The 21571-nt window shown below is 61.7% G+C and carries 15 protein-coding genes, 1 other RNA gene and 1 pseudogene; 3 read left to right on the plus strand and 14 right to left on the minus strand.

Annotated features, from left to right (window positions below; all coding sequences use genetic code 11):
* Positions 1-134: 134 nt before the first annotated feature.
* The 4 genes and pseudogenes from tmk to ffs all read right to left on the minus strand — a co-directional run.
* Positions 135-788: pseudogene (gene tmk / locus bcor_RS06540) on the minus strand (dTMP kinase); the annotation flags it as partial.
* Positions 785-3727: a type I DNA topoisomerase gene (gene topA, locus bcor_RS06545; RefSeq protein ID WP_033498327.1), complete on the minus strand. Its 2943-nt coding sequence runs from the start codon at positions 3725-3727 to the stop codon at positions 785-787. The pseudogene tmk and the gene topA, both read right to left, overlap by 4 nt.
* Before the next feature lie 122 nt (positions 3728-3849).
* Positions 3850-4872 carry a phosphatase PAP2 family protein gene (locus tag bcor_RS06550; protein WP_033498325.1) on the minus strand — a complete coding sequence of 341 codons (1023 nt, stop codon included), beginning with the start codon at positions 4870-4872 and terminating at the stop codon, positions 3850-3852.
* Positions 4873-5047: 175 nt separating this feature from the next.
* Positions 5048-5138: signal recognition particle sRNA small type (ffs, locus tag bcor_RS07450), an RNA gene on the minus strand.
* 196 nt (positions 5139-5334) lie between these two features.
* Here ffs and glf point away from each other — a divergent pair.
* Positions 5335-6492 carry a UDP-galactopyranose mutase gene (glf, locus tag bcor_RS06555; protein WP_033498323.1) on the plus strand — a complete coding sequence of 386 codons (1158 nt, stop codon included), beginning with the start codon at positions 5335-5337 and terminating at the stop codon, positions 6490-6492.
* A gap of 186 nt (positions 6493-6678) precedes the next feature.
* On the opposite strand, the gene bcor_RS06560 is transcribed toward glf, so the two are convergent.
* Positions 6679-7821, minus strand: a complete 1143-nt coding sequence (locus bcor_RS06560; RefSeq protein ID WP_033491150.1) for an inositol-3-phosphate synthase — start codon at positions 7819-7821, stop codon at positions 6679-6681.
* Between the two features lie 318 nt (positions 7822-8139).
* Between bcor_RS06560 and bcor_RS06565 the strand changes: the two genes are divergently transcribed.
* On the plus strand, positions 8140-10401 hold the full coding sequence (locus bcor_RS06565; protein ID WP_033498403.1) for a transglycosylase domain-containing protein: 2262 nt from the start codon (positions 8140-8142) through the stop codon (positions 10399-10401).
* 119 nt (positions 10402-10520) lie between these two features.
* Here the strand turns inward: bcor_RS06565 and leuA are convergent, their stop codons facing one another.
* The 6 genes from leuA to bcor_RS06595 all read right to left on the minus strand — a co-directional run bounded on the left by leuA (position 10521) and on the right by bcor_RS06595 (position 17607).
* Positions 10521-12431 (minus strand): 2-isopropylmalate synthase, encoded by a 1911-nt coding sequence (gene leuA, locus bcor_RS06570; protein WP_033498321.1) that lies wholly within the window; start codon positions 12429-12431, stop codon positions 10521-10523.
* Positions 12432-12551: 120 nt separating this feature from the next.
* Positions 12552-13172 carry a DUF5701 family protein gene (locus tag bcor_RS06575; protein ID WP_033498319.1) on the minus strand — a complete coding sequence of 207 codons (621 nt, stop codon included), beginning with the start codon at positions 13170-13172 and terminating at the stop codon, positions 12552-12554.
* 113 nt (positions 13173-13285) lie between these two features.
* Positions 13286-14647, minus strand: a complete 1362-nt coding sequence (locus bcor_RS06580) for an MFS transporter (protein ID WP_051875732.1) — start codon at positions 14645-14647, stop codon at positions 13286-13288.
* A 44-nt stretch (positions 14648-14691) separates the two neighbouring features.
* Positions 14692-15648 (minus strand): sugar kinase, encoded by a 957-nt coding sequence (locus bcor_RS06585; protein ID WP_033498318.1) that lies wholly within the window; start codon positions 15646-15648, stop codon positions 14692-14694.
* 274 nt (positions 15649-15922) lie between these two features.
* Positions 15923-16612, minus strand: a complete 690-nt coding sequence (locus bcor_RS06590) for a 3-dehydro-L-gulonate-6-phosphate decarboxylase (protein WP_051875733.1) — start codon at positions 16610-16612, stop codon at positions 15923-15925.
* 5 nt (positions 16613-16617) lie between these two features.
* Positions 16618-17607 carry a phosphotriesterase family protein gene (locus bcor_RS06595; RefSeq protein WP_033491142.1) on the minus strand — a complete coding sequence of 330 codons (990 nt, stop codon included), beginning with the start codon at positions 17605-17607 and terminating at the stop codon, positions 16618-16620.
* Between the two features lie 247 nt (positions 17608-17854).
* Between bcor_RS06595 and bcor_RS06600 the strand changes: the two genes are divergently transcribed.
* On the plus strand, positions 17855-18859 hold the full coding sequence (locus bcor_RS06600) for a sugar-binding transcriptional regulator (RefSeq protein WP_033491141.1): 1005 nt from the start codon (positions 17855-17857) through the stop codon (positions 18857-18859).
* A gap of 94 nt (positions 18860-18953) precedes the next feature.
* On the opposite strand, the gene bcor_RS06605 is transcribed toward bcor_RS06600, so the two are convergent.
* The 3 genes from bcor_RS06605 to bcor_RS06615 all read right to left on the minus strand — a co-directional run bounded on the left by bcor_RS06605 (position 18954) and on the right by bcor_RS06615 (position 21558).
* The gene (locus tag bcor_RS06605; RefSeq protein WP_033498317.1) at positions 18954-20024 is read right to left on the minus strand and encodes an aspartate-semialdehyde dehydrogenase; all 1071 of its coding nucleotides are present in this window, start codon (positions 20022-20024) and stop codon (positions 18954-18956) included.
* Between the two features lie 135 nt (positions 20025-20159).
* Positions 20160-20729 (minus strand): ACT domain-containing protein, encoded by a 570-nt coding sequence (locus bcor_RS06610; RefSeq protein ID WP_033491138.1) that lies wholly within the window; start codon positions 20727-20729, stop codon positions 20160-20162.
* Between the two features lie 7 nt (positions 20730-20736).
* On the minus strand, positions 20737-21558 hold the full coding sequence (locus bcor_RS06615; RefSeq protein WP_051875734.1) for an aspartate kinase: 822 nt from the start codon (positions 21556-21558) through the stop codon (positions 20737-20739).
* Between the last annotated feature and the right edge of the window lie 13 nt (positions 21559-21571).

Genomic DNA, 21571 nt, shown 5'->3' on the forward strand with positions numbered 1-21571 from the left:
TCATCCTCGATATCGTCATTCTGGTCCGGCTCGTCGGCATCCAACTCACCATCCGCACCGTCTTCGTCGTAGGACGAATCATCGGGCCCCTCGGCCGGGGCGGGAAGATTGGGTGTCCTGCCTTCAATCAGACCGTCCAAATCATGCTGAATCTGCAACCAGACCTCTTCCACGGACCGGGAGGCATCGATGACCACGAACCGGTCGGGCTCCTCCTCGGCCAGGCGAAGGAAGGCCTCCCTCACGTTCCGTTGGAAGTCGTCACCCTCTGATTCCAACCGGTCGGGCTCATGGTCCAACCGCTGCTTGGACTGGCTGGGATCGGCATCCAGAAGATAGGTCCTGGTGGGGAGAAGGCCGTCCGAGGCCCAAAGACTCAACTGCCGGATCACATCGGCCGAGAGTTCACGACCCCCCGCCTGATAGGCCACCGAGGAATCCAGGTACCGGTCGCACAGCACGATGTCACCCCGGTCCAGGGCGGGTCTGACCACCTGGGCCACGTGCTCCGCACGGTCTGCCGCATAGAGAAGGGCCTCGGTGCGGGGTGCCAGGTCATCGGTCGAATCAACCACATCCGTTCCCCCGGTCACTGCCAGGGAGGGGAAGGAGGCCATGCCATGCAGGACCAGCTCCCTGATGGCCAGGCCGGCCGGCGTACCACCAGGCTCCCGGGTTACCAGAGACCTCAGCCCGCGTTCCTGCAGGTAGGCGTGAACCCGCTGGGTCTGGGTCGATTTTCCGGCCCCGTCAACGCCTTCGAAGGATATGAATAATCCGTCGCTCATGCCTTCTTCTCCGTAGTCGCGCTCTTCTTGCGCGTGCTGGTGGTCTTCCTGGCCGCGGTCGTCTTCGCGCGAGTGGTTTTAGCGGTCTTCGTCGTCGCCTTCCTGGTGGTCTTTCTTGCGGTCTTGGACTTGGTTCCGGATGATTTGGTCCGACGCTTCCTGGGACCGGCCGCTCGCTTCTCGGCCAGGAGACGGAAGGCCTCCTCGGGCTCTATGGACTGGGCCGTGTACTGCTTGGGAAGGGTCCGATTGGTCTGTCCATCGGTGATGTAGACCCCGTAGAACCCGTCCTTTATGGTGACGGGCTTCCCGCTTTCCGGGTCCTGGCCCAGCTCACGGAGGGGCGGCTTGGCGCTTCCACGGGTACGGCGACCATACTTGGGCTGGTCGAAGAGGTCCTTGGCCGCGGCCTGGTCGACGGTGAATATCTCGCCTTCGTTGCTCAGGGACCTGGTCTCGGTACCGCCATCCGGCTTGGTTGCCGTCAGGTAGGGGCCATACCGCCCGTTGTTGGCAGTGACCGTAGCCTGGTCAATCTGCCCGGTCTTGGTATCGACCAGCTCGATGGTGCCCACCGTCCTGGGCAGACCGAGCAGTTTCAAGGCATCTTCCAGGGTCACCGTATCGGGGTCCATGGTCTTGAACAGCGAGGCCATCTTTGGCTTGGGGACCTCGGACTTGGCTGCGTGTCCACCCTTGCCCGACTTGGCGGATGCGACCGTCTTCTTCTCCTCGGCCTCCTGGCTCTCCGGATCGACAAGGGCCACATAGGGGCCAAACCGACCCTTGCGGACCTCGACCTGACCGCCGGTCTCCGGATCGACACCCAGCTGCCTGGGGCCGCCCGCGTTGGAAGCAATGAGCTCATGACCAACGGCAGGCGTCAGCTCGTCGGGGGCCATTGTCGGAGGAAGGGAGGCACGCTTGGGGTTCCCTTCGGCATCCAAATCGGCCGTATCCTCCAGGTAGGGGCCGTAGCGGCCCACACGGACCTGCAGTCCATCGCCGATTTCGATGGTGTTGATCTTCCGGGCATCGATGTCACCCAGCTGGGCAACCTGCTCCTGGAGTCCCTGGTGGGCCTGGTCGGTGCTCTCCGCCGCACCCTCTCCGGATCCGAAGTAGAAGCGGGTCAGCCAGTCCTTCCCCTTCTCCTTGCCGTGGGCAATCATGTCCAGGCCGTTTTCCATCTGGGCCGTGAACTGGTAGTCCACATACCGGGGGAAGTTGGTCTCCAGAAGTCTGACCACCGAGAAGGCAAGCCAGGAGGGAATCAGTGCGCGACCACGCTCGTAGACATAGCCACGATCGATAATGGTCGAGATGATGCTGGCGTAGGTGGAAGGCCGACCAATCTCCTTGGCCTCAAGGGTCTTGACCAGGGAGGCTTCGGTATAGCGGGCCGGGGGCTGGGTCTCATGACCATCGGGGTTCACCGATGAGGCCTTGAGCCGGTCGCCCTTCTTCATCGGCGGCAGGGACCCGTTGTCGGCCTCGGAATCGGTCGATTCGGCCCTGTCGCGCTTACCGGCGGCGCCCTTGGGTTTCTCGGTCCCGTACCCCATGGCCTTCATAAAACCAGGGAACTCGATGACGGTACCGGAGGCTTGGAAAATGGCCTCCCCATCCTCACCGGCCTGGGCCGATAGGCGTACGGAAGCGGTCAATCCCGTGGCATCGGCCATCTGCGAAGCCAGGGTCCTGTGCCAAATCAGGGTGTAGAGCTTGAGTTGGTCAGGGGGCAGGACGGAAGCCAGATCTTCGGGCCGTCGGAAGGACGAACCTGCGGGACGGATGCACTCGTGGGCTTCCTGGGCGCCAGCCGTCTTGGTCACATACTGCTTGGACTTGGCCGAGAGGTATTCGGACCCGTAGACCCTGGTGACGCTCTTTCGTGCGGCCGCGATGGCCTCCTGGGAGAGCGTGACCGAATCGGTACGCATGTAGGTGATGTAACCGTTCTCGTAGAGTCCTTGGGCCGCCCTCATGGCAGCTCGGGAACTCATCCCCAGTCTGTTACCGGCAGCCTGCTGCATGGTCGAGGTGGTGAAGGGGGGCTGGGGCCTGCGCCGGTAGGGCCTCGTCTCCATCCCGACAACGGTGAAGGGCTGGTCTGCGAGCGCTTCGGCAATCCGGTCGGCCTGGGCCTGATCCATCTGCAGGACCTGGGCCTTGGCTGCCGTCTCGGTCAGTTGCCCCTTGCTGGTGAAGTCCTTGGAAGATGCCAGGCGCCGGTCACCCAGTTGGACCATCTGAGCCTTGAAGGTCGAAGGCTGGTCATCCTCGGCGTCAGCGGCCGATCTGGCTGCCATCTCGGCCACCAAATCCCAGTAAGGCGCACGGACGAAGGCCATTCGCTCCCGCTCACGCTCGACAATCAGCCGGGTGGCCACGGACTGGACACGCCCCGCACTCAGGCCGGGCCCCACCTTCCGCCAGAGCACGGGAGAGAGTTCGTACCCGTAGAGGCGGTCCAGCACCCGCCGGGTCTCCTGGGCATCGACCATGTCGGCGTCCACATCGCGGGTGTGATCCAGGGAGTCCTTGATGGCCTCAGGGGTTATCTCGTGGAAGACCATGCGTTTGACGGGGACCTTGGGCTTGAGGGTCTGCACCAGGTGCCAGGCGATGGCCTCCCCCTCGCGATCCTCATCAGTTGCCAGATACAGCTCATCGGCACCCTTCAGGGCCTTCTTCAGCTCGGAAACGGTTTTCTTCTTCTTATCGTCCACGATGTAGTAGGGCTTGAACCCGTCAGTCACATCGACCCCGAACCTGCCGTATTCCTTCTTCTGGGAGGCAGGCACCTGAGAGGGCTGGGCCAGGTCACGAATATGACCGACCGAGGCCATGACGGTGTATCCCTTGCCCAGATATCCACCGATCTTCCTTGCCTTGGTTGGCGACTCAACAATGACAAGCTTATTGCCGGATGCCATGGCCTCTCCTTATATAGTGTTCTTCGCACGCCATCTTACTCACCAGAGGTCGTCATGTCGCAAATCAACGCCACTGTGCGTGGATGGACGTGACGGATGCTCTCGCGGATACGCCGACGGCCTTAGATTTCGCGCGGAGGGGCAGGTGGTTCACCGACCAGGCCCAAACGGGTGAGCGGCGAGGCGGTCACCTGACGCATGGCCAGGGACAGACCGAGCAGAAGCGACAGGAGGGAGGCGATGAGGATGACGGCGGAACAGTGGGCCCCGTAGAAGGTCCACCTGGCGCTCATCTCCAAGCCGGAGGAAATCTGCCAGATGACGAAAACTGCATAGAGGGTTCCCAGGGTTCCGAGGGTCATCATCAGGGTGGAGACGATCTGGACCGATGCCGATGACATGCGGGTTCCCGGCAGATCCATACCGGATGACCGGGTGAAGACCAGCGTGATCAGCCCCAGCCCCCCTGCGATGAGGATGGACATGACCACATCGGCCGGTCGATGCCATCCGCCCAGAATCAGGGAACAGCCGACGGAGAGGGTGAAAGCGAAACCAATCAAAGCCACCAGGGCCCGCCAGACCCTAGGCACTACGAACAGGAGGACCAGAACTGAGGTCACGGCCATGATGGTGTGCCCCGAGGGGGCGGAGTTCTCCTTGGTGGACAGGACATTGATCAGGAGGGGGCGGGGCAGGTACTTCTTGAGAATCCTCCCTGACAGATAGGCGAGCAGGGGGTAGACCACCACCTGGCCCAGGAGCCACCAACGCCTGCGGACCAGAACCACCACCAGGGCAATCAGACCAATCAGAACGCACATTCCAGCGGCCACATAGGGCATGGTGAAGATGCCCAGGTAGGCCTTGATGAGGGGGACCTGATCGACGAAACCGTTGAAGTTCGAAATGACCATGTCGTCATAGGACTGCCCGCCCATCGTGTAGACGGCCAGCCACCAGACACCGAAGGAGGCGGCCAGCATCAGCAGCCCGAGGACCAGGCAGAGCACGCGGCTCGACATGCGTGGGCGGACCGTCAGCGGATCCATCTCCTTCAAGGCTCCACTGTCCTCGTTGTGCTGGTCCTTCGGGTCCTGATACCAGACCTGCTCGGCCTGACCCTGATCTTGCATATCGGTCATATCACCCGACTTTATCCAAACCCCGGGCCCTGGATATGGCTCCGACGTATAAGAAGCGCATGTCGTTCACACCCAAACGGCAATCCGCAAACACCGGATGACACCCTGCCAAGGCGGATTCGAATCACACGGAACCACCCTGAATATCCAAACAGACACCACACCACCGGGCATAAGAAAACTCCCACGCACCCGACAGAGGCCACTTACCCTTGCTGCATTCCTGCCCTGGGGGGATTGGGTGACATAACGCCACGTGAGAGCAAGTCACCATGATAGCAGACCACAACGATTGACGCGCCTCATTGAAATAGGGACAGGCCGTGCCCGGCCTACCGGGTGGAGGTAAAAATTCAGTCTGTTTCATCAGGGCCGGCTCCCGGCGCCAGGGAGGCTCCGATATCATGAACCCAGCCAGGAAGTAGGAATCCGGCAGGACCGGAAGAACAGAAGAAGCACAGTATGGATGCAGATTTGGTTATCGTCGGGGCCGGCCTTTTCGGCCTGACCGTGGCCCAACAGGCCGTCGAGCACTCCGGAGCACGGGTGCGGATCATCGACGTGCGGAATCATATCGGAGGCAATGCGTACTCCTACATGGACAAGGAGACCGGTGCCGAGATTCACCAGTACGGGGCCCATCTCTTCCACACCTCCAACCGGAAGGTCTGGGAGTATGTCAACCGTTTCACGGAATTCACCGACTACACCCACCGGGTCTACACCACCCACAAGGGGGAGGTCTTCCCCCTGCCCATCAACCTGGGAACCATCAACCAGTTCTTCCGGGCCCGCTACACCCCCCAGGAGGCCCGGGACCTGATTCGGGAGCAGGCCGGCGAGTTGGCGGGAACCGACCCGACGGACCTGAATGACCAGGGCATCTCCCTGATTGGACGACCCCTCTACGAGGCCTTCATCAAGAACTACACTGCCAAGCAGTGGCAGACCGACCCCTCCCAGCTGCCAGCATCAATCATCAAGCGCCTCCCCGTGCGGTTCAACTACGACAACCACTACTTCAAGGACACCTGGGAGGGGCTGCCCAAGGAGGGGTATACCGCCTGGTTCGAGCGGATGATCGACGACCCCCGCATCGAGGTCAGTCTGGGCACGGACTTCTTCGACACCACCCAGCCCTGGAACCGTGATGCCCTGGTAGGCCAGGTCCCCCTGGTCTACACAGGCCCGGTCGACCGGTACTTCGACTATCGCCTGGGCGAACTCAAGTGGCGCACCGTCGATTTCAAGGAGCGGCGCTACGACGAAGACGACCACTTCGGATGCCCGGTGATGAACTTCTCCGATCCGGACGTCCCCTACACCCGGGCCATCGAGTTCAAGAACTTCAACCCCGAACGCCATGAACGCCAGAACCATGAACGCACCGTGGTCTGGGAGGAATACAGCCGCTTCGCCGGCAAGGGAGATGAGCCTTACTACCCCATCAACACGAGCGGTGACCGAGCCCTGTACTCCGAGTACAAGGGTCTCTCCGAGCAGGAGCCCCGGGTGGTCTTCGGGGGCCGCCTGGGCACCTATGCCTACTACGACATGCACCAGGTCATCAACTCCGCCCTGGATGCCTGGGAAAAGAAGGTCAAGCCTCTGATTGACTGAGCGGATGCACGCCTGGTCCTGAGGCGGCACCCTTGGTCCGGTCGGGATACGCGAACGGCCGGTCACCTGCGATAGGTGACCGGCCGTTCCTATAAGCACAAATGCCAGCGAAACAGGTCACTGGCGTTTCATGCACGCCACCCCATCCGGCCCCATAGGACCGAACCAGGGCGGACCTGCCTTGGCTCAGGCGTGCCAGACGTCCTTGCCGTTGTCCTTGGCGGTCTTGACATCGGCGTTGAGGGCATCCTCGTCGCCTTCGACCTTGCCGACGATGTAATCCTCGACCAGCTGACGAGCCTCGTTGTCCTCATGCTGCACAGCCGGGGACTTCATGAAGTAGGAGCTGGGGGCCAGGATCGGGCCGGCCAGGTGGCGGTCCAGGGCGATCTTGGCAGCGCGGACCGCGTCGATGACGATACCGGCCGAGTTGGGGGAATCCCAGACTTCGAGGCGGTACTCCAGGTTCAGCGGCACATCACCGAAGGTCGTGCCCTCCAGACGAACGAAGGCCAACTTGCGGTCATCCAGCCAGGCCACGTAATCCGAGGGGCCGATGTGGACGTTGTGCTCATCCATCTCGTGGGGAACAATCGAGGTGACGGCTCGGGTCTTGGAGATCTTCTTGGACTCCAGGCGGGAACGCTGCAGCATGTTCATGAAGTCCATGTTGCCGCCGACGTTCAGCTGGTAGGTGCGATCCAGGCGGACACCGCGGTCCTCGAAGAGGCGGGCCATGACGCGGTGGGTGATGGTGGCGCCCACCTGGCTCTTGATGTCGTCGCCCACAATCGGCACGCCGGCATCGCGGAACTTCTGGGCCCACTCGGGGTCGGATGCGATGAAGACGGGCAGGCAGTTGACGAAGCCGCAGCCGGCCTCAAGGGCAGCCGCCGCATAGGCCTTGTCGGCCTCCTCGGAACCGACGGGCAGGTAGGAAACCAGGACGTCGACCTTCTTGTCACGCAGGACCTGGGCCACGTCGACGGGCTCGACGTCGGACTCCTCGATCATCTTGCTGTAGTACTCACCCAGGCCGTCGTTGGTGGGGCCACGCATGACCTCGACACCCAGGTTGGGCACGTCGCTGAACTTGTAGGTGTTGTTCTGGGAAGCGAAGATGGCCTCGCTCAGGTCCTTGCCCACCTTGAGTGAATCCACATCGAAGGCGGTCACGAATTCGATGTCACGGATGCGATACCCACCGAAATTGGCGTGCATGATGCCGGGGATCTTGTCATCATCCTTGGCGTCCCTGTAATATTCGACTCCCTGCACCAGCGAGGAAGCGCAGTTGCCCACGCCCGCTATAGCTACACGGATGCTCATACAAACTCCTCTGATTAACTGAGTTATTCCAACCTAAGCATACCTGTTCCCAGCGAGTTGCAAGGAACAGGACAAGGAATTCGTTCCCGGAGCGAGAACGGCCCCGGACAGAGCCTCATGCCGCGGCAGCGCGGACGTACCGCAGCCAAAAACCTTGGAACCAGGCGCATATATGTGTACAGGATATATACATACCTGCACCCGCCCGCTCCCGCCGGGGAAGCAACAGCAGGTACCGAGCGACGGAAACGTACGGGAATGATGGACGTTCAGCCTTAAGTCGAACGGTTTTCAACCAGGACGGTTAGCGTGGTTCTCATGGCCAAACAGACTCATACAGTCAACTCGGCAGCGAAGGGAAGGCGTCCAGCCCCCTCGACCCGCCAGGTGGGGCAAACCACCAAGATCAGGGGCAAGAAGAGCAACAAGGCCCCCTCACACCGCTCGGACGTGAGATCTGACCGGGGCGGACACCGTCAGCCGCCCAAGAAGAAGCGGCATCTCCTGCTCAAGTGGATTCTGGGCATCCTGGCGACCCTTATCGTAGCCGCCATAGGATGCTTCGCCTACCTCTACCTGACCACCGAGATCGTACCGCCCGAGAAGCAGGCCCTGGCCCAGAAGACCACGGTCTACTTCGCTGACGGGACCACCCCGATCGGCACCTACGCCAACCAGGACAGGGAAATCATCGACTGTGCCGTCCTACCCCAATATGTAGGCAACTCAATCGTCGCCTCCGAGAACCGCTCCTTCTACAACGATAGCGGCATCGACCTGAAAGGCATCGGTCGAGCCCTCTTCAACAACGTGACCAAGGGGACCCGCCAGGGTGGATCCACCATCACCCAGCAGTATGCCGAACGCTACTACCTGGGCGAAACGACCACCTACAAGGGGAAGCTGCGCGAGGCCATCCTGGCCCTGAAGATCTCACAGACCGAAAGCAAGGACAAGGTTCTGTGCAACTACATGAACACGATCTACTTCGGGCGCGGGGCCTATGGGATCGAGGCGGCAGCCCAGAACTACTTCGGTAAGAACGCCAAGGACCTGACCCTGTCCGAAGCCGCCATGCTGTCGGGCATCATCCCGGCTCCGACCACTTGGGACCCCGCAGCCAGCCCCAAGCAGGCGGAGTCCAGATTCCACCGGGTCCTGGGCATCATGGAGGAAGACCACTACATCAGCCATGCCGACAAGGCCAAGGCCTCCATGCCCCAGACCATCGACTACTCCCCCAGGAACGTCTACCAGGGCCCGAACGGGTACCTGCTGAGAATGGTCCGCAACGAGCTGACGGAGGGGAATAAGGCCCCCTTCACCGCGGACGACCTGGACACGGGCGGATACAAGATCATCACGACCATCGAAAAGGACAAGCAGGATCTGATGTTCCAGGTGGCCAGTCCCTCCACCGGAGACAAGGACCTTCCGCCGACCCTGCAGACCGGTGGCCTCTCGGTCAACCCGCGTGACGGGTCCATCATCGCCCTCTATGCGGGCGACGACTACCTGGTCAAACAGCTCAACAACGTGGATCAGGCCACCTTCCAGGTAGGCTCGACCATGAAGGCCTACACCCTTCTGGGCGCCATCCAGGAAGGGGTCAGCCTCAACACCGTCTTCAACGGCAACTCCCCCAGGACCTTCTCCAGCGTTGGCAAGTCCGTGGCCAATGCAGGTCAGGTGAGCTACGGATACATCAATCTCTACTCGGCCTTCGCCAACTCGGTCAACACCGTCTTCATGGACCTGGGCGAGCATGTCACCTCCCAGAAGACCGCCCAGTTGGCCCACACGGCAGGTATCACTGGAAAGATCGATGACACAACCACCTTCGACACCCTGGGTCTGGATGCCCTGACCGTCTACGACGCCACCCAGGGCTACGCCACCCTGGCCAACGGGGGGAAGAAGCCCGAGCTCCACCTGGTGAGCCAGGTCAAGGACTCCAAGGATCAGGAACTGTACACAGCCGCCATCAAGGGCGACCAGGTCTTCAATCAGGATCAGATAGCACTCCTTCAGAAGGCCATGACCTCGACGGTCCAGTACGGCACCGGCTCCTATGCCCGGTCCCTGGGGCGGCCCATCGCAGGCAAGACCGGAACCGCAAACGACGAGACGGCCATCTCCTTCATCGGATTCACCCCTTCGGTCCTGACCACCTTCGCGGTCTGGAACCAGGGCGAGGATGGAAGCGCACTGAAGGTACCCGAGGTCTACCAGAACCAGTTCTACCCAGTCCGCCTCTTCACCCAGTACATGAAGGGCGCCTTGGGCGACAGCCCGGTCGAGAAGTTCCCGAACGCCGTCGACAAGGGCAAGATCGGCGGCCCGGACGGAACCTGGGGAACCGGCGGAGGACGCAGCAACTACACCCCCCGGTCCTACGAACAGGCCGTACCCTCCCAAACACCGACGCCCGAAGCCAAAAAGGATGAGAGCAGTTCCACCGGCAGCGGCTCAGACGATGAGAAAACCCCGGCACAGGGCGGAAGCACCGATACCGGAAGCGAAGGCGGCCAGGAAGGTCAGACAACACAGAGCAACAGCCCGCCGGCGACAGGGCAGTAGTCGGGGAAGACCCGAAGAGCAGAGCCCGCAGGACCGGACGCAACGGCCCGTGAGGCGAAACGGAAAGGCCGTTCCCACCAATCGGGGGAACGGCCTTTCCGTGTCACCGGACACTCCGGTCAGATTCGTTCGAACCGGTTAATGGCCGAAATGATGGCCTTGAGGGAGCTGGTCGAAATCGACGAGTCGATGCCGACGCCCCAAATCACTCGGGCTTCTGCGGGCTCACCCACCTTGCACTCCACATAGGAGGCGGCCAGGGCATCGGTCCCGGCGGTCATGGCGTGCTCAGCGTAATCCTGGACCGAAACGGTCAGGTCCTGCGACTTCAGGGCATCCAGGAAGGCGGCGATGGGACCGTTACCACGCCCCTTGATGCGGCGCTTGCTCTCCTCGTCCTGGGGGCCCAGACCCCTGTCCAGCACGGTCGCTTCCAGCTCGGTGTCCGAGCCGTCCTCGCCCGAGGAGACGGAAACACTCAGCAGTTTGAGGCGGCCCCACTGGCTGAGGGACTCATCGTCCTTGTCGGCCATGGACTCGCCACCGGCCACACTGCCACTCTCCTCGACGGGCAGATACTCGTCCTTGAAGAGGCGCCAGATATCCGCATCCTTGACCTCGTGCTTGGTCTTGTCGGCATAAGCCTGGACCAGTCGCTCGAACTCGACCTGCAGGCGCTTGGGCAGGTCCAGGTTGTGGTTGGCCTTGAGCAGATAGGCCATTCCCCCCTTGCCGGACTGGGAGTTCACACGGATGATGGCCTCATAACTACCACCGACATCCTTGGGGTCCATGGGCAGATAGGGCACCAGCCAGAGGTAGTCCTCCGGATTCGCGTTGTCACGCAGAGCGGCCTGCTGGCGGGCGTCCAGACCCTTCTTGATGGCATCCTGGTGGGAGCCGGAGAAGGCCGTGTAGACGAAGTTGCCGGCGTAGGGGTGCCGCTCGGAGATCTTGATCTGGTTGCAGTACTCCACGGTTCTACGGATATTCGGCATGTCGGAGAAGTCCAGCTGGGGGTCGATGCCCTGGACCAGCATGTTCAGTCCGACCGTGCAGATGTCAACGTTGCCGGTACGCTCCCCGTTGCCCAGGAGGCACCCCTCGACCCGGTCTGCACCGGCCAGGAGACCCAGCTCGGTGGCGGCCACGGCCATGCCCTCGTCGTTGTGTGGGTGGAGGGAGAGGACCACGGCATCTCGGTCGTGCAGGTTGTTCGAGATGTACTCCACCTCGTCGGCGAAGACGTTGGGGGTGGTCATCTCGACCGTGTTGGGCAGGTTGATGATCATCGGATGCTCCGGTGTCGGCTTGATCACATCGATGACCGCGTTGCAGACGTCAAGGGAGAACTCGGGCTCGGCCCCGGAGAAGGACTCGGGTGAGTACTCGTAATAGAGTTCGGTCTCCCCGGCATCCGCCTCCAGGGACCTGCAGAGCTCGGCAGCGTCGGTGGCCAGCTTCTTGATGCCGGCCTTGTCCTTGCGGAAGACCACCTCACGCTGGAGGACCGAAACCGAGTTGTAGAAATGGACCACGGCCCGCTTGGCCCCGCGCAGGGCCTCGTACGTGCGTCGAATCAGATGCTCCCTGGCCTGGGTCAGCACCACGATGGTCACATCGTCGGGAATCAGCTCACGCTCTATCAGGAGGCGGATGAAGTCATAATCGGTCTCGGAGGCCGAGGGGAATCCCACCTCGATCTCCTTGAAGCCCATGGAAAGCAAGAGGTTCCAGAAACGCAGCTTCCGTTCGGAGTCCATCGGGTCCACCAGGGCCTGGTTACCGTCGCGCAGATCGACGGAGCACCAGCGGGGCGCCCGCTTCAGGGTCTTCTCGGGCCAGGTCCGCTCTGGATAATCGAAGGGAACCTGCTTGTTATAGGCCACGTACTTGGTGTAAGGCATGGCGCTGGGCTTCTGGGGCGAGCCAACGAACCGACGGGGAGGCAGCAACAGATCGTTGTTACCCCCATTGGACGCTGCGGCCTGTGCCGCGAGATCGAATACGGATGTATGATCCCGATCCATCACTCCTCCTTCTGCTGCTCTCTTGTTTTCATTTTCTGTACATTGTGCATCAAATATGTGCTTGACCCACCGCCAGGTCCAGACTTCGGCGATGTCGGGGCAGACGGATGAGGGCCAGGCCTACCTGAACAGTGAGATGCCGCGACGGCCAAGGCAGTATGCGTTACCCAGCCAGGTATGGCGCGAATTGGGCCAGACCGCCCCCAGCCGGGGTGCGTTCTGGCTCATCCAGATGCTGGGAACGCGCCCGTCCGCGCTATGGGACCCCAGCAGGTTGAAGCCGTTCTTCACCGCCAGCCAGTCCGGATGCTGGGTGGCTATGGCCAGCCCCTCCTCCAGGGTGAGCGGGAGGCGGTCGTCGGAATCGATGAGTTTGCGAGCCACATCGGGTTCCCTGTTGACATAGCAGGTACCCGTGTGGGGTTCCAGAACGATGTAGAAGGGTCCCTCGGGGGGTTCGAATCCGTTCTGTGGCATGAAGCTGGCAATATCCCGGGGCGGCATGGTTGTGAATCCGGCCATCCTGTTGATGCTGGTACGGGATATCAGGGACTCGGGGCTGACCAGCTCCCGGGTCGGTATGAGCAGGATCCGATCACCCAACTCGGTCCCCTCCAGGGCCGAGATAAGCGGCTGGGCCAGGGATCTGAAGGCCGCGGCGCTGATGTCGGCCACGTCCGGATAGCCCAGGGCCACGATTCTGTCCAGCTGCCGCCGAGCCTCGTCAGATGATTTGGTCATGCCATCAAGTGTAAGGCCACCCGGCAATCCGGCACTCGCGCCCGGACCTCCCGGACATGCAAGGGGGCAGGGCCGCTTCCCTTGAAGACGGCCCCGCCCTGCGGAAATCCGAATCAGAGGCTTTCCAGATCCTTGCCCTTGGTTTCCTGGGCGAAGAGGTAGACAACGGCTCCGATGACCAGGCAGACACCGAAGAAGGTGAAGGCCGTGGTGACGACACCGATGTTGATGTGCTGGGAGACATAATCCCCGCCGACCAGGAGGCCCATGAAGATGGGGCCGACAATCTTTGCCGTGGCTCCGATACCGTAACCCAGACCCAGACCAGTCGAACGCACATCATTGGGGAACTGCTCGCCTCCAAAGGCGTTGAGGATACCGAAGACACCGTCGGCGAAGGTCATGATGACCAGGACGGCGATGTAGAACTGCCAGCCCGAGTTGTGGAAGAAGGCTGCATAGAAGCAACCCAGGGCACCGATGATGCCGAAGGAGAACATGGTCCAGCGACGGCCGATGACGTCGGCCAGCCAGGCCGAACCGAACCTCCCGATGCAGTCCGCCACGGAAACACCCATGAAGAGGTAGGCCACCATCTTGGTGGAGAAACCGAAGGCGTCCTTCATCAGGGTCTGACCCCAGGATTGGATGGCGAAGGAACCCAGGATGAAGCAGAAGGAACCGACCGAGATGATGATCAACGGCTTCAGGTGCTTGGAGAAGAGCAGGCCGTAGCTGGCCTTCTGCTCCTGCTCGACCTTGGGAAGGGCACCGACCTGGTCGGTCGGCAGTTCCAGGGCCCACCCCAGGGCCTTGCGGGCATCGTCATCACGCCCGACGCTCTGGTAGAACCTTGGTGATTCAGGAACCATGGCCAGCCAGAAAAGAAGCAGGACCGGGATGGCACCCAGCGCCACCAGTATCCGCCAGTTCTCCCCAATCACGCTCTGGGCCACCGAGCCGAGCAGAAGGCCGAGGGGGATGAAGACCGAGGCCAGTCCGGAGAGCATGCCGCGCTGCTTGGACGGCACGAATTCCTGGACGTAGGGGATGGAGATGATGTTCAGACCCCCGACACCGATACCCACGCCGATGCGGAGAACGGCCAGGAGAATCCAGGCTCCATCCGGCAGGAAGACCGACAGGGCCGTGAAGACAACGAAGCAGAGCACGCACCACTGGAAGGCGTGCTTGCGTCCGAACCGATCGGCCAGACGGCCCCAGACAATGGAACCGATGACCGTGCCCAGACCGGAGCAGGCCAGGATGATACCGGCCGAGACACCGGTCAGATGCCAGGCCGAGGTCAGGAGGGAGACCACGAATCCGATCAGGAACATATCGAAGAACTCGGATATGTTCCCGGCTATGGCCAGTCCGATGATGCTTTTCTGATGCCCGGTCAGGGGGCGGGTGTCGATCTGCTCGTAAGCGGTCAGACCTCCCCGACCCGCTTGGGCTTGTGTGTCACTCATGGTGCGTTCTCTTTCGTAAGTATGCTGAAAGTCGGTTTCGGCTCTCAACGGTTGATGTCATCGCCCAGGGGGATATCGAGTTCATGGGCGCGGATACGGGTCAGGTCGCCCATATGGGTCAGAGCGTATTCGGCCGCCCGCTGGCCCCAGCGCACGCCGCAATCCACATCATCGGAGAGGAAGCCATGCAGGGTCGCGGCCACAAAGGAGTCACCGGCACCGGGACGGTCAACGACGGGAACCGTGGTGGTCGTGTACTTCTTGACCCCCTTGGCGGTATGCAGATAGGGACCGTCCAGATGGTTGGTGGAGATGATGTACTCATTGCCGAAGCGCCGATAGAGCTGCTCGCAGACCTCTTCCCCACTTCCTTCTATCCCGAAGACGCTCTTGGCGTCCTTGATGGAGCAGAAGAGGATGCGGGCCTTCTCGGCGATGGGTTCCAGGATATGCCGGGCCTGTTCACCCGTCCAGAGCTTGCTGCGGAAGTTCACATCCAGGGCGATGTCAATGCCCCGTTGGGCGGCCTGGTCCGCGGCGTAGGTCACCACCTCGGCAGTGGTATCGGTCAAGGCTGCGGTGATGCCGGTCAAAAAGACCAGACGGGTATCAAGCATCCGCTCCCAGTCGTAATCGTTCACCCCGGTGGTTCTGAATGGGGTGTACTCCCGGTCGTAGATCACGTTGGCCGGCATCGGAGGTTCGCCCGGCTCCATGAAGTAGAGGGCGATACGGCTGGCAGGCTTGCGGACCATGGTGCTCATGTCCACCCCCACCGAGCGGTACTCGCTCAGCACATACTCGCCCAGATCACCCTCGGGCAGTGACGAGGTCCAGAGGGTCTTGCGTTGCAACTGGGCCAGAACACCGGCCACGTTGGCCTCCGAACATGCCGGGTTCATCAGGACGGAGCGCGCATTCATCAGGCGCTCGCCCCTCCTGACCGTAAGTCTGATCTGACCCTCGCCAATCGTTGAAAGGTCATAGGTATGCTCTGCCATCGTATTCCTTAGCTTGTTTCACTCGAACCGTATCAGGACAGCCATGTCCTTCTCCGGTCTTTCCTTGTTCGATCCGTCATGAACGGATCAGATCCAGGTGGACCACCTGCGGTGGTGGCCCACCGGTTCAACCTTCTACTGCCTGGTCGGTCATTGCCCCGCCGAAGCCCGGCAACTCCGGCAGGGGTTACGGTCCGGCACCGGTGGATCCATCCGGACCACCGGGCCGGAACCGTTCATCCGTACTACGGACGAGCGGAATTCTCTGGGACTGTCAGGGCCAGACGCTGTCAATCGTGTCCCGCAACTCGGTCGCCGCCGCCAGCGGGTCGTCAGCCTTGACAATGCCGCGACCCGAGATGACCACACCGACAGGAACACCCTCGAAGAAGGGGAGGTCCTTGGCGGTGACGCCACCTGTGACGGTGACCTTGAATCCCATATCATGCAGTTCACGGATGCGAGCCCTGTCGTTTTCACCCCAGGTCAAGGTTCCTGCGGCCTCGGCATCCCGGGAACGATGAACAATGACCTGGGTGGCACCAAGTTCACGCCACTGCCTGGCCTGGTCGGAGTCGTACTTCTCCCCGAGTTCAATCTGGACCTCACCACCGAACTCCTGGGCGACCTTGACGACCTGCCCCACCGTGGTCATGCTGGCCCCGGCCACGACCGAGACCCAGTTGGCACCGGCTTCGAAGCAGGCCCTGGAAATGACCGCTCCGGCCTCGGCGATACGCACATCGGCCAGGATGGTCTTCCCGGGGTAGAGCGCCCTGATCTCACGGACGGCCTTCAGTCCCTCCGCAATGATCAGGACGGTACCGCACTCGATGACGTCAATCTTGCTGATGGCCGCGTTAAGAGGCTTCAAGGCAGAAGGCATGTCGAAGGTGTCCAGGGCAATCTGCAACTGCGGCCGCTCCAGGGCTCCCTCGGTGCCCGGCTGGTTCTCCTTCGCCATGGCGATCAGGCCTCCTTGCGGAAGGTGAAGAAGGTGCGGGCGTTGCCAATAAGCAGCTTATCGACGTAGGCGGGATCGAACCCCTCGGCGATCATGCGGGGGCCGTCCACGGCGGGGTTGTAGTCAACGCCGCTGACCGATCCGTAGACCTTCTGGTAGGAGCGCTTGCCCGAATCGGTGCCCAGGAGAATCCTGTCCTCGAAGCCATCGTCCTTGAAGGCCTTCAGTTCCATGATCCTGTTGGAATCGGGCTGGTACTTGATGCGGTTGGTACCGTCGATCTCCAGGTAGACGCCCAGGTCAAGAATCTGTTCCAGGTAGTAGACATCCGCATTGCGCTGGATGTGTCCGATGGCAATCTGATCGGCCGGGACGCCCAGCTCGATGAGGGTCTGGGCCTGCTCCAGGCCGCAGGTGCCATAGGTGGTATGGGTGTTGATCGGGGCACCGGTCGCAATGGCGGCCTTGGCTGCGGCCTCCATGCACTTGTGCTCGAAGGGGGTGATCTTGCCGTAAGCAGTGCCGATCTTGATGACACCGGCCTTGTAGGGGCTGCGGTCCACCAGAGGACCCGTGTAGTCGTTGCGGTCAATACCCTCGGTGATGTCGGCGATGACCAGGTCGGCGATCTGGTCCACACTGTAGCGGTTGATCCAGTGCGACTGGGTCTCCAGGTAGACGTGTTCACGGTGGAAGCCGGTGGCACCGATGACCTGCAGATGGTCAACGGAGCGGGCCACCTCGACCAGCTTTTCGATATCGCGGCCACAGTTGATCGGGCACATATCGACCACGGTGCCACCCTGGTCGCTCCAGTTCAGGGAAGCCTTGGCGAAGTACCCGGCCTCGGTCTGGGCCTTCTCGACGGAATCCAGCTGGTGGTCACCATCCAGGTAGACCTCTCCGGCCCCGACGCGAATCAGATGGTCATGGCTGTTGACGACACCCAGGGTCCCGGGGTCCACATCTCCGAGGATCGTTCTTGCGAATGCCATTCGAACTCCTTTGTTTGTCTTCTCTGCGGCTGTCGGGCACCACATCCGGCCACCCTATGGCACCGGTGCCCTCGTACAGGGTCCAGGATAGGTAAGGACCAAACACAATGGCAACCCAGGTAATGTACATATGCTTGCCAGTTCTACTACAACCGGGACCTTCCGGGCAAAAATAGCTGATTTATTCATCAACTGCCCAGTTCTGTTTTGTCTTGCTGGCACCACAAGTACTTGATAAGATGTACATATGTTCAGCAACGTGCAGCTGATGACCTCCGCACAGGCGCGCGACCGGGTCCAGCTCCTCCTGAAAATCGCCCGCATGTATTACGAGGACCACATGCTTCAGTCCGAGATTGCGGCAAGGGTCGGGTACTCACGGCCCTCCGTCTCGCGGATGCTCAAGGAAGCCGAGGACCAGGGCCTGGTCTCCGTCACCATCAGGGACCCCCTGGAGCGGCTGCAAAACCTGGAAAACGAGCTGATAGGCCGTTTCAACCTGCACTATGCCAGGGTTTCCGAGCCCCCTTCGGGATGCACGGGCTACGATGTGGTCCCACGCAGCGCCGCGTCCCTCCTGGTGGAACATACCCGGCCCGACTCCCTCGTTACGGTCTCCAACGGCAATGCCGTGGCCTATACGGTGCGGGAGGTACCGCTCCAGAACTGGGGCAAGACCAACGTGGCGCAGATGATCGGTTCCCTCTCCCCCAACAACCCCATGACGGATTCGCCGGAGATCTGCAGGATGCTGGCCCAACGCCTGGGAGGCAACTACACCTCCCTGCCCGTACCCATGATTCTCTCCTCCAAGACCATCGCCAAGGCCATGCTCAAGGAAAAGCAGATTGCCGACACCCTGACCCTGGGCGGCCATGCGGACGTGGCCGTGGTTGGCGTCGGGTCCGTGGAGGATGGGCGCTCCGGGCATATCTTCCACGATTACGAGAACGCCGACCTGGTTCGGGAGGTGACAGCCCGGAAGGCGGTGGGGCATATCTGCGGCCACCATATCGACGCCCAGGGCAACCACATCCGCACCAGCCTGTGCGAGCGGACCATATCCATCGACTTTGACCGGCTCAAGCGCATCCCCCTGGTCATCGGTGTGGCCTGGGGGCACCAGAAGGTGCCGGGAATACTGGCCTGCCTCAGGGCGGGGCTAATCTCGGCCCTGGCCACCGACAGGGAGACCGCAGAGGGGATCCTGGAGCTGGATGACAGGCAAACCGGGGGCAGAAAACGGCAGTGATGCCGTGACCGGGCGGGTGCATCAGCTCAGCGGTCAGGCATCCGCGCTTCCCCACTCCCCGACCGGCCCTTCAAGGCGACCCCCCCCCCAGGACTCAGGACCGGTCCGCAAAGTGCTTGGCGACGATGACCTCGGCAATCTGCACGGCGTTCAGGGCGGCACCCTTGCGCAGGTTGTCGTTGGCGACGAACATGGCCAGCCCCTTCCTGCCCGGCACGGCCTGATCCTGACGGATTCTGCCAACAAAGCTGGGATCCTTGCCAGCCGCCTGGAGCGGGGTCGGGATATCGGAAAGGCTCACACCAGGAGCCGCAGCCAGGAGGTCCCTGGCCTGGTCAGGTGTCACGTCCTGGTCGAATTCGGCGTTGATGCTCATGCCATGCGAGGTGAAGACCCCGACACGAACACAGGTGCAGGAGGCCTGGAGACCGGGCAGGTGGAGTATCTTACGGCTCTCATTGCGCAGTTTCTGCTCCTCATCGGTCTCCTCGCTTCCGTCATCCGCCAGCGAACCGATGAAGGGAACCGCATCGAACGCAATGGTCCTGACCACCTTGGTGGGGGCGGGGAAGTCGATGGACGAACCGTCGAACGCCAGCTTGTCCGCGCCCTGCTCAACCGCCGCAGCCGCCTCGTTCCTGAGCTGGAGAACTCCCGCCCGACCGGCACCGGAAACCGCTTGGTAGGAGGAGACAATCAGTCGGTTGAGACCGTACGCCTTGGCCAGGGGGCTCAGCACAGGCATACAGGCCATGGTGGTGCAGTTGGGGTTTGCCACGATGCCGCGAGGAATCCGATCCAGATCTTCGGGGTTGACCTCGGAAACCACCAGGGGCACCTCAGGATCCATCCGCCACTGGGAGGAGTTGTCGACCACATAGGCACCCGCCTCGGCGAAGCGGGGAGCCCAGACCTTCGAGGTGGCGCCACCGGCCGAGAAGATGGCCAGGTCGATACCCGCCAGGTCCGCCTTCTCGACGTCCTCCACGATGATGGGATGCCCGCACCAGTCCACTTCCTGCCCGGCGGAGTGGGCCGAGGCCATGAATCTCAGGTCTCTGACGGGAAAACCGCGCTCGGCCAGAATTCGACGCACAACCATGCCGACCTGCCCTGTGGCGCCCAGCACCGCAACGTTGATGCCCCGATCGTTGATCGTCGTCATCCTAATCTCCTCTCCGACCCATCCGCCGCAGAACGGATGCATGGAGCCGGACCGGAAGTGTGCCGGTTCCCTGCATGGATCGATCCGGATTGTTTGATTTTCCCTGGTTTTTTGATTGTAGCGGTGATCCGCGGGTCAGCGACCTGTACCGCCGTAGACGACCGCCTCGACCTGATCCGCGTCCAGTTCGAAGGCCGTATGGACGGCCTTGACGGCATCATCCAGGTCCTCCAGCGGGACCAGGGCCGAGATGCGAATCTCCGAGGTGGAGATCATCAGCACGTTGATGTGCTTGTCGCTCAGCGCCCGGAAGAAGGTGGCGGTGATGCCTGAGTGCGTCTTCATGCCTACGCCAACCAGGGTGACCTTGCCTACATCGGAGTTGAGGTCGACCGACTTGAACTCGATGACATCCCTGGCCTGATCCAGCAGGGGGTGGACCTGGTCGGCCTGGGCACTGGGCAGGGTGAAGGAAATATCAACGGTGCCGGTGGAGGCACCCGCCTGAACGATCATATCGATGTTGATACCACCCTCGGCCAGGATGGTGAAGAGCTTGGCGGCCACACCCGTCTTGTCGGGGACCGACCGCAGAGTGACCTGGGTCTCGCTGCGGTCATGGGCCACGCCCGAGATGATAGGTGCCTCGGGACCGTTCAGGTCCGGGAAGAGGTCACCCATTGATTTGCCGCCTGCCATATTCATCCTTCCGTCATCCTTCACGGTCCGGCTGGTTGTCCAGCTGCGCCTGGGCCACCTGACACTGATTCGGTGCCAGGTTGGGGATATCCGCCACATCCATATCCTGGGACATGATCAGCGTCCCCGGCCGGTGCGAGAAAGAGCTGCGCACATGGATGGGCATGCGGAACCTCTGGGCGTATTCCACGCAACGCAGGGCCAGAACCTTGGATCCACCCGCAGCCATCTCCATCATCTCTTCGTATGAAATCCTGGAAATACGGCGGGCGGTGGGAACGATCCTGGGATCCGCCGTGAAGACCCCATCCACATCAGTGTAAATCTCGCAGACATCCGCGTGAAGGGCCACCGCAAGGGCCACCGCCGAAGTATCCGACCCCCCGCGACCGAGCGTCGTGGCGTCGCCGTCGGCATTGACCCCCTGGAACCCCGCCACGATACCGACCTCGCCATGCTTCAGCGCATCCATCACGCGATAGGGCTTGACATTGCGGATGTGGGCGGCACCATACCGGGCATCGGTCATGAAACCGGCCTGGGAGCCGGTGAAGGAGTGGGCGCTCTCACCCTGGGCATGGATGGTCATGGCCAGGAGACTCATGGAAATACGCTCACCGGCTGTCATCAGCATGTCCATCTCCCGGGCGGGAGGATTGGAGTCCACGTCCAGGGCCTGGTCAATCAGATCGTCGGTGGTGTCTCCCATGGCCGAAACCACGACAGCCATATCGTTGCCTGCATGCTTGGTCTCGATGATGCGCTTGGCCACACGCTTGATGGAATCCGAATCCGCTACCGAGGATCCGCCGAATTTCTGAACGATAAGAGCCACTGCTATTCCATCC

It is taken from the genome of Bifidobacterium coryneforme, from assembly GCF_000737865.1.
Lineage (GTDB): Bacteria > Actinomycetota > Actinomycetes > Actinomycetales > Bifidobacteriaceae > Bombiscardovia > Bombiscardovia coryneformis.

Bases quoted from the DNA above. Each gene is read 5' to 3' on its own strand.
- topA (WP_033498327.1), bottom strand. From the start codon at position 3,727: ATGGCATCCGGCAATAAGCTTGTCATTGTTGAGTCGCCAACCAAGGCA.
- bcor_RS06550 (WP_033498325.1), bottom strand. From the start codon at position 4,872: ATGACCGATATGCAAGATCAGGGTCAGGCCGAGCAGGTCTGGTATCAG.
- glf (WP_033498323.1), top strand. From the start codon at position 5,335: ATGGATGCAGATTTGGTTATCGTCGGGGCCGGCCTTTTCGGCCTGACC.
- bcor_RS06560 (WP_033491150.1), bottom strand. From the start codon at position 7,821: ATGAGCATCCGTGTAGCTATAGCGGGCGTGGGCAACTGCGCTTCCTCG.
- bcor_RS06565 (WP_033498403.1), top strand. From the start codon at position 8,140: ATGGCCAAACAGACTCATACAGTCAACTCGGCAGCGAAGGGAAGGCGT.
- leuA (WP_033498321.1), bottom strand. From the start codon at position 12,431: ATGGATCGGGATCATACATCCGTATTCGATCTCGCGGCACAGGCCGCA.
- bcor_RS06575 (WP_033498319.1), bottom strand. From the start codon at position 13,172: ATGACCAAATCATCTGACGAGGCTCGGCGGCAGCTGGACAGAATCGTG.
- bcor_RS06580 (WP_051875732.1), bottom strand. From the start codon at position 14,647: ATGAGTGACACACAAGCCCAAGCGGGTCGGGGAGGTCTGACCGCTTAC.
- bcor_RS06585 (WP_033498318.1), bottom strand. From the start codon at position 15,648: ATGGCAGAGCATACCTATGACCTTTCAACGATTGGCGAGGGTCAGATC.
- bcor_RS06590 (WP_051875733.1), bottom strand. From the start codon at position 16,612: ATGGCGAAGGAGAACCAGCCGGGCACCGAGGGAGCCCTGGAGCGGCCG.
- bcor_RS06595 (WP_033491142.1), bottom strand. From the start codon at position 17,607: ATGGCATTCGCAAGAACGATCCTCGGAGATGTGGACCCCGGGACCCTG.
- bcor_RS06600 (WP_033491141.1), top strand. From the start codon at position 17,855: ATGTTCAGCAACGTGCAGCTGATGACCTCCGCACAGGCGCGCGACCGG.
- bcor_RS06605 (WP_033498317.1), bottom strand. From the start codon at position 20,024: ATGACGACGATCAACGATCGGGGCATCAACGTTGCGGTGCTGGGCGCC.
- bcor_RS06610 (WP_033491138.1), bottom strand. From the start codon at position 20,729: ATGAATATGGCAGGCGGCAAATCAATGGGTGACCTCTTCCCGGACCTG.